The sequence below is a fragment of the Oenococcus sicerae genome (assembly GCF_004102045.2).
Taxonomy (GTDB): Bacteria; Bacillota; Bacilli; order Lactobacillales; family Lactobacillaceae; genus Oenococcus; species Oenococcus sicerae.
Window position 1 is genome coordinate 860,113 of record NZ_CP029684.2, and the last position, 12,081, is coordinate 872,193.

The following is a 12,081-nucleotide window of genomic DNA, read 5'->3' on the forward strand; positions in this document are numbered from 1 at the left end:
GTTAAATGAGCTTACAAAATATGAATTTTCTTTTAGAATAAAAGAGATGGAAAAAATAAAGAGACAAGAAAATCAAAATAAACTGAGCCCTGAAGAATTGATCAGCCAGCGGTCTAGAATTGCACATCAGCGTGTGAGTGATGCTAATGAAAAAAATAAGCATAAAAGCCGGTTTGACTATATCACAATTTCGATGGCGGTTCTGATGGCTTTGGTGACAATTTTTGGAATCGTGATCGGTCTATTGACGGTTCGATAATTACGTGTATAATTTTGAATGATGCTAAAGCAGCGCAAACAATCGGTATTATTTTTCGGAAACAACTTCTAAGTCTTCATTGATTTAGGAGTTGTTTTTTTTTGTAAAAAAAAGGAGAGCAACATGGCAAATGTATTTGTGAACATCAATGATTTATCTAATCAAGATCTACTATCGATCATCCATCAGGCTTTGTTATTTAAGAGTGGGCAGCTTTTGCCTGTTATGAATAAACAGGTCGTTGCCAATCTTTTTTTTGAGAATTCAACTCGAACTGTGACTAGTTTTCAAATGGCTGAAATCAAATTAGGCTACGAGCGAATCGTGATCGATCCGAACAAATCATCGGCTGTCAAAGGCGAAAGTCTTGAAGATACTTTGAAAACATTAAAAGTGATCGGCGTAGATACTGTCGTGATTCGTCATACTTTACGCGGCTGGTATGACAACTTTTGTCAAATGGCTGGTAAAGAAATACCAAAATTGATCAATGCTGGTGATGGCAACGGCCAGCACCCATCGCAAAGTCTTTTGGATCTGATGACGATCATTGAAACCTTTGACCATTTTCGTGGTTTAAAAGTTCGTATCATTGGCGATATTTATCATTCACGAGTGGCTCGCTCGAACGCCGAAATACTAGATCGACTCGGTGCTAACGTCACTTTTGCCGGACCAAAAGTCTGGTCGGACCCGTCACTAACGCAGTTTGGTCATGTTGTTGACATGGATGACGACCTAGAACAGCAGGATGTGGTGATGCTATTGAGAGTTCAGCATGAGCGTTTAACAGATGGTGAAAATGCACATTTTACGATTGACCAATATCACGAACAGTATGGCCTGACTCGAGCTCGCTATGATCGTTTGAAAGATCAAGCAATCATCATGCATCCGGCGCCAGTAAATCGTGGTGTTGAAATTGATTCAGACTTAGTTGAATCACCTAAGTCTCGTATTTTTCAGCAGATGGCAAATGGTGTTTTTGCCCGCATGGCTATTTTAAATTCTTTGAATACTTCCGTTTTGCAAAAGGAGCTGCTTAAATGACCTCGACTTTAATTAAACATGCGCGTGTGGTGATGGGCGAAAATAAATTGGTTAAATGTGATCTATTACTGAAAGACGGCCTGATCGCTGAACTGGCTGAAGATCTTGTTTGCGAAGCCGATCATATCGTTGATGCCAAAATGGCTCTGCTGCTGCCTGGTCTGATCGATGTTCATGTTCATTTTAGAGAACCGGGTTTTGCTGATAAAGAGACGATCGCGACAGGATCTAGTGCTGCTGCGCGCGGCGGATTCACGACTGTTTTTGCCATGCCGAATTTAAATCCGGTGGTTGATAATGTTGCTGTTTTACAAAATATGCAAGCTTTAAATCGGCGGGATGCTGTCGTGAAAATCAAACAATATGCGGCTATTTCGGCTGGTCTCACTGCTAATAAAGTGGATGATCTGCCGGCCTTGGCCAAAGCTGGTGCGATTGCTTTTACGAATGATGGCAAAGGTGTCCAGACTGCCGACACGATGTATCAAGCCATGCAGGCAGCTGCTAAAGTTCATAAAGTTTTGGTCGCACATGTTGAAGATGATTCCTTGATCCATGCTGGTGTCATGAACGCTGGACCGTCGGCCAAAGCTTTAGGACTGCCAGGTGCTAGTAAATTAAGCGAGACTTCCCAATTGGCTCGCGATCTGATGATTGCCAAAGCGACTGGCGTCCATTATCATGTTGCCCATTTATCAGCCTTGGAAAGTGTTGAATTAATTCGTATTGCCAAACAGCATAGCATTAACGTGACTGCTGAAGTTTCCCCGCATCATCTTTTGTTAGACGACAGTATGATCGTGAAAGATGACGCCAATATGAAAATGAATCCGCCTTTGCGTTCGGCGGATGATCGAGCTGCTTTGATCGCTGGCTTATTGGACGGCACGATCGATATGGTCGCAACAGATCACGCACCGCATACGGATCGGGAAAAAGCACAATCGATGTTAACGGCACCCAATGGTGTGACAGGCATTGAGACAAGTTTCCCACTGCTTTATACGCATTTAGTCAAACCAGGTATTATGACTTGGCACCGTTTGTTAGAAGTGATGAATCAAAAGGCAGCTGAAGTATTTGGCTTGACCGATGCCGCCACAAAACTCGCAGTTGGTCAGCCGGCAGATCTAGCACTGTTTGACATTGACCATGCTCATACGATCCGAGCCGATGAATTTGCCTCCAAAGGCAGTAATAGTCCTTTTATCAATTGGACGATTTTTGGCCAAACACAGGCAACCTGGGTCAATGGCAAACAAGTCTATGCAGCGGAAAGGAGCGAAGCATGGCAAAACGTTATTTAGTTTTAGAGAACGGTTCAATTTATACTGGTGAAGCTTTTGGTGCAGCAGCGGGAGCGGTCGGCGAATTGGTTTTCAATACGGGTATGACAGGTTATCAGGAAACGATCACGGACCTTTCTTACGCCAATCAGATGATTGTGTTTACCTATCCGCTAATTGGTAATTATGGGATCAATCGTGATGATTCAGAAAGTCTGCGACCAGCTGCGGCAGCCATTGTCACACACGAAGTTGCCCGTCGTCCCAGTAATTGGCGCATGCAGATTTCCTTGACTGAATGGGCTGAAAAAATGAACCTGCCGGGTATCACGGATATTGACACACGAGCTTTAACAAAAGAATTACGCGATCAGGGTGTTATGAAAGCGGCTTTGGTTGACCAGTTGGCCGCAGATACACTGCCTAAATTACGCATACAGCAGCTGCCGACTAACCAAGTCCAAGCTGTGACAGTTCACAGTGGTTATCAGAATCCAAATACAGGTGTCACGATCGCCCTGATTGATTTTGGCTTGAAGAACTCAATTTTGCGTTCTTTAGCGGCGCGTCAATGCAATGTGGTTGTGTTTCCAGCCGATGTTGATGCTAAGACGGTACTGGAAATCGATCCTGACGGGGTCATGCTATCAAACGGTCCTGGAGATCCACAGTCAGTTAGTTATGCGATTCCGACAATCCAAGCATTGCAAAAAGTTAAACCTTTATTCGGTATCTGTTTAGGCCATCAGCTGTTTGCTATGGCTAATGGTGCGAAGACTTTCAAAATGAAATTCGGTCATCGTGGCTTCAATCATGCTGTGCGGTCAATTGATGATCCAAGGTTAGCATTTACATCGCAGAACCATGGTTACGCGGTCGATGAAGGATCACTTATTAATACAGATCTAATCGTGACTTATCGTGAAATCAATGATAATACGATCGAAGGGCTAAAGTCGACTGTTTATCCAGCTTTTTCAGCCCAATTTCATCCCGACGCCGCGCCTGGTCCGCATGATGCCGATACGATTTTCGACGATTTCTTGCAGTTGATCGCAGCTGACAAAAGGAGGAAAAATGCCCAAAAGATCTGATATCCATAAAATACTCGTCATTGGTTCTGGTCCGATCGTGATCGGCCAAGCTGCCGAATTTGATTATTCCGGGACTCAAGCCAGTCTATCTTTACGTGAAGAAGGCTACTCGGTTGTTTTGATCAATTCTAATCCAGCCACGATTATGACCGATGCCGAAACCGCCGATAAAGTGTACATCGAACCATTGACGCTGGATTTTGTTGAAAATGTCTTGAGAAAAGAACGACCGGATGCGATTTTAGCTACTCTGGGTGGCCAGACTGGTTTGAATTTGGCTAAGGCTTTGTCGGAAGATGGCATTTTAGACGAACTAGGCATTGAATTGCTTGGAACGAAATTGGCAGCGATCGAACAAGCCGAAGACCGCGAAAAATTTAAAGAGTTAATGGAAGCACTCAAAGAACCAATTCCAAAATCTCAAACAGCTACTAGTTTGAGTACGGCTGTCAATTTTGCCGAACATCAAGGATATCCCGTGATCGTGCGTCCAGCCTATACTTTAGGCGGCAGCGGCGGCGGTATTGCCAATAATGAAAAAGAATTGAGACAAATTGCCGCAAATGGTTTGGAATTATCTCCGGTTTCCCAAATCTTGGTTGAAGAGTCAATTGCTGGTTATAAAGAAATTGAGTTTGAAGTCATGCGTGATGCTAAAGACAATGCTTTAGTCGTTGCTTCGATGGAAAACTTGGATCCAGTCGGCATTCACACAGGTGATTCGATCGTGCTGGCGCCTGTACAGACACTATCGGACAAAGAATACCAAATGCTGCGCGATGCGGCCTTGAAAATCATTCGGGTATTGAAAATTCAAGGTGGTGCTAATGTGCAGCTGGCTTTAGATCCGACTAGTTTTGAGTACGATATCATCGAAGTGAATCCGCGTGTTTCCCGATCCTCGGCCTTGGCTTCTAAAGCAACTGGTTATCCGATCGCTAAAATTGCTGCTAAAATTGCTGTCGGCCTGACACTCGATGAAATTATTAATCCTGTTACCGGCAGCAGTAAAGCAGCCTTCGAACCAGCGCTGGATTATGTTGTTGTGAAAATTCCACGCTGGCCCTTTGACAAATTCACGACAGCTGACAGGCATTTAGGCACACAGATGAAAGCCACAGGAGAAGTGATGGCGATCGGCCGCAATATTGAGAGCGCTTTGATGAAGGCTATACGTTCTTTGGAAATCGGTGCCTTGGCTCTAGATGAGATCACTTTTCCAGAATGGTCGCAGGCACAATTGCTGGATGCACTTTGGCCGGCACGTGATGATCGTCTATTTATGATCGCTGATCTTTTGCGCCGTGGCGTCAGCAGCAAAAGCATTCATGATAGGAGTATGATCGATTATTTCTTCTTAGACAAAATCGCTCATCTGATCGAAATCGAAAATGCTCTAAAACAGCATCCATTTGATCGGAATTATTTAACTATGGCCAAGAAAAACGGTTTTCCGGACGCCGTTATTGCTCGCTACTGGCACATTGGCGAATCAGATGCCCGGGCTTTCCGAGAAAAACAGCATTTATTACCGACTTATAAAATGGTCGATACGGCAGCTGGCGAATTTGTTTCCAAAACACCTTACTATTATTCGACTTACGAAGGGGAAAATGAATCCCAGACCATTGGTCCAAAAAGCGTTCTTGTTTTGGGATCCGGGCCGATCAGAATTGGGCAGGGTGTGGAGTTCGATTATGCGACCGTTCATTGTGTCAAGGCGATTCAAAAAGCCGGTTATAAGGCAATTGTCATCAATTCAAATCCCGAGACAGTTTCAACCGATTTTTCAATTTCCGATAAGCTGTATTTTGAACCGATCACGCTTGAAGATGTCTTAAATGTTGTGTCTTTGGAGCATCCTTTGGGTGTGATTGTCCAATTCGGCGGTCAGACAGCGATTAATTTAGCCGCGCCTTTGCAGGATGCTGGCGTGCGGATTTTAGGAACAGCTGTTCAGGATATTAATCGGGCTGAAGATCGTGAGGATTTTGGCGATGTTATCCAGCGGCTGAATTTACCCCAGCCAGTTGGGAAAACAGCCAGTTCAGCTGAAGCTGCTTTAGCTGCTGCCAAACAAGTTGGCTACCCGATCTTGATTCGGCCATCTTACGTATTGGGCGGCCGCGCCATGGAGATCGTGACTAACGCTAACGAACTGAGCAAATACATTCATCGTGCTGTTAAAGTTTCCCATGAACATCCGGTTTTGATCGACTCTTATCTGACTGGCAAGGAAGCAGAAGTTGATGTTATCAGTGATGGCAAGACGGTAGTCATTCCTGGCATTATGGAACATATTGAACGCGCCGGTGTCCATTCCGGCGATTCCATGTCTGTTTATCCGCCACAGTATCTCAGCCAGAATGTACAGGATCAGATCGTGAAAGCCTCAATTCAGATTGCGAAATCTTTGCATACGATCGGGCTTATGAACGTTCAATTTGTGATTCACGATGAAAAGGCCTATATTATTGAAGCCAATCCGCGTGCTTCGCGAACTGTGCCCTTTATTTCTAAAGTGACACAAATACCTTTAGCACAGTTAGCTACCAGCGTGATTCTGGGCAGTTCGTTGACAAAATTGGGTTTTCATGAGGGCCTTGTTGAAAAAAGCCGCCTGGTCCATGTCAAAGCACCGATTTTCTCATTCTCCAAGCTGCCGAAAGTAGACTCGTCATTAGGGCCGGAAATGAAGTCGACCGGTGAGGTGATGGGCAGTGATCAAACCTTGTCAAAAGCGCTCTACAAGGCGTTTGTTGCTTCTGGCTTTCATCTGCCCGATCACGGGAACGCCCTCTTTACGATCGCCGATCGCGATAAAAAAGAAGCGTTGCCATTGGCCAAACGCTTTAGCCATTTGGGCTATATGATATGGGCAACTTCGGGTACAGCTGCTTATCTCCGAGCTCACCAGCTGCGTGTCAAAGAATTAGGCAAAATTTCTGATCAAGCCGACAATCCGGTCGCAGCGATGCGTAGCGGTCAATTGCAATTAGTTATCAATACTTTGGAAACGGATGAATTATTGGAACCTGATGGTCGCCAGATCCGCTCGGCTGCGATTGAAAATGCCGTGCCCTTATTCACGTCGCTTGATACAGTTTCTGCTTTTTTACAGGTTTTGGAAAGTCGTTCCTTTGTTGTTGATCCAATCGAAGAAAGGCGGCCGCAACTATGACAAAAATGACCGACAATCTGTTTATTGCTTTGGATTTTACTGCGGGCGGACAGGCTTTGGATTTTTTGAAACATTTTAAAGGTATTCGACCGGCTGTCAAGGTGGGGATGGCTTTATTTTACGCAACCGGTGCAGATTTTATCCATGAATTAAGACAAGAAGGTTATCCGGTTTTCCTGGATCTCAAGCTTTTTGACATACCGAATACGGTTGCGGCTAGCATGATTTCGATCAATCGACTGGATGTTCAATTTTTGACCTTGCATGCTTTAGGCGGCCAAAAAATGTTGGCTGCTGCTGTGAAAGAAAAGGCTGAGAATTTAAAACTGTTAGCTGTTACACAACTGACTTCTTTATCTGAAACAGAGATACAGCAAACACAAATGACAACTGTTCAAGTTGGCAAGTCAGTTCAGCATTTGGCCAAGATCGCTGAATCGGCGGGAATGGACGGCACGATTTCTTCAGCACAGGAAGCTGATTTGATCCAGCAAGTCACAGGGCCGAATTTCTTAAAGGTCACTCCTGGTATTCGCCTAGCTGATGGTCAGCGGGACGATCAAAGCCGGATCGCAACACCAGCTTATGCAAAAGATCACGGTGCCAATGCCTTGGTGATTGGCAGACCCATTACGCAGGCTGCAGATCCTTTGGCTGTTTATAAAAAAATATTGGAGGATTTTACATGACAAACTGTTATTCAAAAGAAGTTGCAGAAGACTTGCTGACCATTGGCGCTGTGAAGTTTTCTCCAACTGATCCTTTTACTTGGGCCTCGGGAATTATGAGTCCGATCTATACAGATAATCGCATGACGATCGGCTATCCGCAGATCCGCAGCAATATTGCTGATGGTTTAGTCGATTTAATTACCAAGAATTTTGCAGATGTCGATATTATCGCTGGTGTGGCTACGGCTGGTATTCCACATGCGGCCTTGATTGCGGATCGTTTACAAAAACCTATGATTTACGTACGTGCTAAAGCAAAAGATCACGGTGCCGGTCAACAAATCGAGGGTGCTGAAGTCCAAGATAAGAAGGTCATTTTGATCGATGATTTAATCTCGACTGGCGGATCCGTCTTAAAAGCAGCTAAAGCGGTGCAAGCGGCTGGTGGGCAGGTCTTAGGTGTTGTTGTGATTTTTTCCTATGAATTGCCAGTTGGCGAGCAAAATTTTGCCAGTGCCCATTTAACTTTTAAATCTTTAACAACTTATTCGCAATTGATCCAAGCAGCTTTGACACATGGAGATCTAGATGCTTCACAAATTGCCACTTTACGTCAATGGCGTCAAGATCCGGTCGCTTGGCGGGCTTAAAAGGAGAAAATATGGACTATACAACGAAGATTGCCAACACAACTTTTGACCATTTATTTATTAATGCAGCCGGTGTTTATTGCCAAACGGCTGAACAGCTGGATCAAATTCAAGAGGCTGAAGCTGTGGCTGCTGTTATGACGAAGTCAGCAACGGCTGAATTAAGGTTAGGCAATCAAGAACCGCGTTATGCTGCTTTTCCTGATCAGCATAATACGATCAATTCAATGGGGCTGCCAAATTTAGGTCTGGATTATTATTTGAATTATGTTTTAAAAAGTCATCTAAAACGACCGACGATTTTCTCGGTTGTGGGATTGTCGCAAACTGAAATCGTGGCCAATCTGAAAAAACTGCAAGCTAGTAACTATACAGGTTTGGCAGAATTAAATTTGTCTTGTCCAAATGTTCCAGGCGAACCTCAGATCGCTTATGATTTTCAGACAACGGACGAGATTTTGAAACAGGTTTTTGCTTTTTATGACAAACCGTTAGGGATCAAACTGCCGCCTTATTTTGATTTAGCTCACTTTGATCAGATTGCTAAAATTTTGAATCGTTATCCCTTGGCATATGTCAATTCAATTAATTCGGTCGGCAACGGTTTGGTAATTGATCCAAAAACTGACAAAGTTGTGATGAGACCTAAGGATGGTTTCGGTGGTCTTGGTGGTGCTCAGATCAAGGCAACGGCACTGGCCAATGTACGTGCTTTAAGGCTGCGTTTACGTCCTGAGATCAAAATGATCGGGACTGGCGGTGTCACTTGCGGCCGTGATGTTTTTGATCACTTGTTATGCGGTGCTGACCTGGTTTCGGTAGGCTCGCAGTTAGCGATCGAAGGGCCCACTGTCTTCGCGCGTTTGGAAAAGGAATTAGAAGCTATTTTTACCGAAAAACAGATTACGAGTCTTGATCAAGTTTGTGGCAAACTAAAAATTTTCTAGACAAAGAATTTATAGCTTGCTAAACTATTAAGCAATGTGAATTTTGCATGAAGAGAGGGAAGACTTGAAAAATTGCAGCAAACAATTAGACTTGTTCTTGCATTGCTGTTTTTGTATTTCTAATTTTCATGTTCTTTCTACTTCGCAGTTCCATGATTTATCAATTGATATCAATACCTCAATTATTTCTAATTGAGGTATTTTTTTGGATTTTTTTAGGGGGAAAATTGGAAAATTCGGTTAAAAAAACAAATGGCAACGTCGCGCAGCCGCAACAAATTGCGCGTTATCAAAAACAAACTTTATGGTCATCGATCATTGGCTATGCGATGGACGGCTTGGATATGATGCTGCTATCCTTTGTTCTGCCTTTGATTATGAAAGATTTTCATTTGACGACGGTTCAAGCTGGCGGCATTTCGACGATCACAATGTTTGGTGTCGTGCTTGGCGGGGCGGTTTTCGGTATTTTAGCTGATCGTTTTGGTCGCGTCAAAGTCTTTACCTGGACAATTTTGATTTTTTCTGTTTTCACAGGTCTTTCAGCGCTGGCAGCGTCGGACACTATTTTTATTATGATGCGTTTTCTGGCCGGCTTGGGTCTGGGTGGCGAATTTGGTATTGGTATGACACTAGTTTGCGAAAGCTGGCCGACACAGTTAAGAACGAAAGCAACTTCTTGGGTTGCCTTAGGTTACCAAGGCGGCACTTTATTGGCAACACTGTTAGCTGGTTATGTTTCGATTCATTTTGGTTGGCGTGGTGTGTTTGCCATTGGCATCTTACCAGCAATTTTGGCATGGTGGACGCGTCGCAATTTGGAAGAACCAGCAATGTGGGTCGAAAATCGTAAAACAGTCAAAAAGAATTTCGCGATCAAAGAGTTATTCGCCAATAAAAAAATCACCTTGACCACGATTGGTTTGGTGATTTTAACTTCAGTGCAAAACCTAGGCTATTTTGGCATCATGAGCTGGATGCCGACAATGCTAGCTGCTCAGCAGCACACGACGATCAATGGCACGATTTTCTGGACCTTGTCAACGATCACGGGTATGGTGATCGGCATTATCGTGTTTGCCTGGGCAGCTGATAAATTCGGCCGTAAGCCAGCTTTTATTACTTTTCAGATTTCAGCAGCTATCATCGTTTGGATCTATTTTAAAATTACCGATCCGACCTTGCTGGTATTGTTTGGCTCAGTGCTTGGCTTTTTTGTTAACGGCATGATGGGCGGCTATGGTGCTTTATTGTCGGAACACTATCCGACCGAGATCCGCTCAACTGCCGAGAATCTTATCTTCAATGTTGGACGTTTCATTGGTGGATTCGGCCCGCTATTTATCGGTTTTATTGCACTGCATCAGTCTTTGTCGACGGCGTTGGGCATGATTTCTGCTATTTATATCATCGCTGCTTTAGCCATGCTCTTCTTGATTCCGGAGACGAAAGGCCGAGAATTAGCATTGATCACAGAGAATTAATTTTTGAATAAACAGCCATATCAAAGAATTCGCCGTCAATTAGGTCAGATTCTTTTTTAATACCTTCTAAATTAAAATTAAGTCGTTTGGCCACGGCTTGTGAGGCTTTATTTCGAGTCTGTGCTTCTAAAACAAGTCGATGAAGCCTTAACTTACTAAAAGCAAACTTGATCAAGGCTGCTTCAGATTCCGTGATGATACCACGGCCGCGAAAATCACGATCCAGCCAGTAACCTGTTTTGGCAGCTTTTTGTCCTTGATTTATTTCGTGCAGGTCGATCATGCCGACAATTTGTTCATCATAAAAGATTGCAAACGCGTACATTGTTCCTTCGACCAAACGCTGATGATTTTTTTTGATCACAGCCTGGGCTGCGGCTAGACTTTCTTCTTGCTGACACCAGCTAAAATATAATTTAAATTCGGCCCGATTTTTGTTAACGAGTTCAGAAATCCGCTTGGCATCTTGTTCCAGTGGGATTTTCAAAAAAAGTCTTTCGTTGATTTGCAGCTGATCAACTGCCATTAAGCCCACTGTTTCCAAAGCTTAATGATCGCCTGTGTCCCAAGGTCTCCAAGACCTTTGTCATCTGTCAACTTGGCATACAATTGTTCGGCTAGTTTTGTAGCTGGTAAGTCAAGCTGTAGTTTGTCTGCTTCGTCAAGTGCGATACGCAAGTCTTTTAGCAAATGTTTGGCGTAAAAGCCCGGCTGAAAATCACCTTTTAAAATCCTAGGTGCATAGGTATCCATTGACCAATTATCGGCCCCGCCAGCAGACAAAGTATCCAGCGTCTCCTGCAGATCAAGTCCAGATGCTTTTGCATAGGTCAGCCATTCAGCTAGGCCGAGCATCGTGGACGCGATCATAATCTGATTGGCCATTTTAGCATGCTGACCGTTCCCGGCGGCACCAAAATAATTGACTTTTTTGGAAACGGATGCCAGAATCGGCAATGCTTTATGGTAGGACGCTAAATCACCGCCGACCATCGTTGTCAGTTTGCCATCACGAGCACCAATATCGCCACCAGAAACAGGTGCATCCAAAACACCGATGCCGATTTTTTCACCCGTAGCTGCGATTTTTTTCGCCAAAGTGGGCGTTGAAGTTGTCATATCAATTAAAATTTGTCCTGTTTTTGCGACTGATAAAATACCTTTTGGTCCAAAATAATTTTCTTCAACATCTTTCGGGAAACCAACCATTGTAAAAATAAAATCATGATTTAGTGTGGCCTCAGCTGCAGAATCAGCCCATTTGGCACCGCTATCCAAAAGCTTTTGTGCATGGGCCTTGGTGCGATTGTAGACCGTAACTTCTTGGCCGTTTTTCAAAAAATTATTAACAATACCGGTTCCCATAACGCCAGTCCCAATAAAAGCAATTTTCATTTTCATTTCCTCCAACTAAATTTTATTACAAAAAATGCTTGCCTTTTTTAAAATCTTATGTATG

At 43.8% G+C, this 12,081-nt stretch carries 11 protein-coding genes; 9 read left to right on the top strand and 2 right to left on the bottom strand.

From position 1 onward, the window contains the following. Positions 1-46: 46 nt before the first annotated feature. From DLJ48_RS04370 to DLJ48_RS04410, 9 genes are all read left to right on the top strand, one after another. On the top strand, positions 47-259 hold the full coding sequence (locus DLJ48_RS04370) for a DUF4044 domain-containing protein (RefSeq protein WP_128686276.1): 213 nt from the start codon (positions 47-49) through the stop codon (positions 257-259). Positions 260-382: 123 nt separating this feature from the next. Further along, positions 383-1,309 (top strand): aspartate carbamoyltransferase catalytic subunit, encoded by a 927-nt coding sequence (locus DLJ48_RS04375; RefSeq protein ID WP_128686278.1) that lies wholly within the window; start codon positions 383-385, stop codon positions 1,307-1,309. Continuing rightward, positions 1,306-2,616 carry a dihydroorotase gene (locus DLJ48_RS04380; RefSeq protein ID WP_128686280.1) on the top strand — a complete coding sequence of 437 codons (1,311 nt, stop codon included), beginning with the start codon at positions 1,306-1,308 and terminating at the stop codon, positions 2,614-2,616. Before DLJ48_RS04375 ends, DLJ48_RS04380 begins: the two co-directional genes overlap by 4 nt. Then, positions 2,598-3,689, top strand: coding sequence for a carbamoyl phosphate synthase small subunit (locus DLJ48_RS04385; RefSeq protein WP_128686282.1), 1,092 nt, complete (start codon positions 2,598-2,600; stop codon positions 3,687-3,689). The genes DLJ48_RS04380 and DLJ48_RS04385 overlap by 19 nt, the downstream gene beginning before the upstream one ends. Then, on the top strand, positions 3,673-6,870 hold the full coding sequence (gene carB, locus DLJ48_RS04390; protein ID WP_128686284.1) for a carbamoyl-phosphate synthase large subunit: 3,198 nt from the start codon (positions 3,673-3,675) through the stop codon (positions 6,868-6,870). The genes DLJ48_RS04385 and carB overlap by 17 nt, the downstream gene beginning before the upstream one ends. A gap of 5 nt (positions 6,871-6,875) precedes the next feature. Beyond that, positions 6,876-7,559: an orotidine-5'-phosphate decarboxylase gene (gene pyrF / locus DLJ48_RS04395; RefSeq protein WP_128687084.1), complete on the top strand. Its 684-nt coding sequence runs from the start codon at positions 6,876-6,878 to the stop codon at positions 7,557-7,559. Continuing rightward, positions 7,556-8,191 (top strand): orotate phosphoribosyltransferase, encoded by a 636-nt coding sequence (gene pyrE, locus DLJ48_RS04400; protein ID WP_128686286.1) that lies wholly within the window; start codon positions 7,556-7,558, stop codon positions 8,189-8,191. Before pyrF ends, pyrE begins: the two co-directional genes overlap by 4 nt. 11 nt (positions 8,192-8,202) lie before the next feature. Next, a complete protein-coding gene (locus DLJ48_RS04405; protein WP_128686288.1) occupies positions 8,203-9,138 on the top strand; it encodes a dihydroorotate oxidase in 936 nt (311 codons plus the stop codon). Between the two features lie 227 nt (positions 9,139-9,365). Continuing rightward, positions 9,366-10,622 (top strand): MFS transporter, encoded by a 1,257-nt coding sequence (locus DLJ48_RS04410; RefSeq protein WP_128686290.1) that lies wholly within the window; start codon positions 9,366-9,368, stop codon positions 10,620-10,622. Here DLJ48_RS04410 and DLJ48_RS04415 read toward each other — a convergent pair. Together DLJ48_RS04415 and DLJ48_RS04420 are read right to left on the bottom strand one after the other, a co-directional pair. Further along, positions 10,609-11,148, bottom strand: coding sequence for a GNAT family N-acetyltransferase (locus DLJ48_RS04415; RefSeq protein ID WP_128686292.1), 540 nt, complete (start codon positions 11,146-11,148; stop codon positions 10,609-10,611). The genes DLJ48_RS04410 and DLJ48_RS04415 overlap by 14 nt on opposite strands. Next, complete coding sequence (locus DLJ48_RS04420) at positions 11,148-12,017, bottom strand: NAD(P)-dependent oxidoreductase (RefSeq protein WP_128686294.1); 870 nt, start codon at positions 12,015-12,017, stop codon at positions 11,148-11,150. Before DLJ48_RS04420 ends, DLJ48_RS04415 begins: the two co-directional genes overlap by 1 nt. Positions 12,018-12,081 lie beyond the last annotated feature (64 nt).

Bases quoted from the DNA above. Each gene is read 5' to 3' on its own strand.
- pyrF (WP_128687084.1), top strand. From the start codon at position 6,876: ATGACCGACAATCTGTTTATTGCTTTGGATTTTACTGCGGGCGGACAG.
- DLJ48_RS04375 (WP_128686278.1), top strand. From the start codon at position 383: ATGGCAAATGTATTTGTGAACATCAATGATTTATCTAATCAAGATCTA.
- carB (WP_128686284.1), top strand. From the start codon at position 3,673: ATGCCCAAAAGATCTGATATCCATAAAATACTCGTCATTGGTTCTGGT.
- pyrE (WP_128686286.1), top strand. From the start codon at position 7,556: ATGACAAACTGTTATTCAAAAGAAGTTGCAGAAGACTTGCTGACCATT.
- DLJ48_RS04405 (WP_128686288.1), top strand. From the start codon at position 8,203: ATGGACTATACAACGAAGATTGCCAACACAACTTTTGACCATTTATTT.
- DLJ48_RS04370 (WP_128686276.1), top strand. From the start codon at position 47: ATGGAAAAAATAAAGAGACAAGAAAATCAAAATAAACTGAGCCCTGAA.
- DLJ48_RS04415 (WP_128686292.1), bottom strand. From the start codon at position 11,148: ATGGCAGTTGATCAGCTGCAAATCAACGAAAGACTTTTTTTGAAAATC.
- DLJ48_RS04380 (WP_128686280.1), top strand. From the start codon at position 1,306: ATGACCTCGACTTTAATTAAACATGCGCGTGTGGTGATGGGCGAAAAT.
- DLJ48_RS04385 (WP_128686282.1), top strand. From the start codon at position 2,598: ATGGCAAAACGTTATTTAGTTTTAGAGAACGGTTCAATTTATACTGGT.
- DLJ48_RS04420 (WP_128686294.1), bottom strand. From the start codon at position 12,017: ATGAAAATTGCTTTTATTGGGACTGGCGTTATGGGAACCGGTATTGTT.